Origin of the sequence: Phormidium sp. CCY1219 (assembly GCF_035615515.1) — a bacterium.
Classification (GTDB): Bacteria; Cyanobacteriota; Cyanobacteriia; order Cyanobacteriales; family Laspinemataceae; genus CCY1219.
In genome coordinates, this window is sequence record NZ_JAJENT010000025.1 from 1 (window position 1) to 219 (window position 219).

Below are 219 nucleotides of genomic sequence, written 5' to 3' on the forward strand. Positions count from 1 at the left end.
CCCGATTAAGTCAACGCCATCGCTGTAGTCGAGGATGGTATCGGTACCGCGACCTTCAGCGAGGACAAAGCGATCGCTTCCTGCGCCTCCCGTAACCGTATCGTTACCCAAATCTCCCAGCAACCAATCATTGCCAGTGCCGCCAGTGAGGATATCATTATCCTTGCCACCCCACAGCATATCATTGCCATCGCCGCCATCCAGGGAGTCATCCCCCTG

At 56.2% G+C, this 219-nt stretch carries 1 pseudogene; it reads right to left on the reverse strand.

Going from position 1 to position 219, the window contains the following annotated elements:
- Positions 1 to 219 (reverse strand): annotated as a pseudogene (locus tag LKK83_RS00290) (calcium-binding protein); the annotation flags it as partial.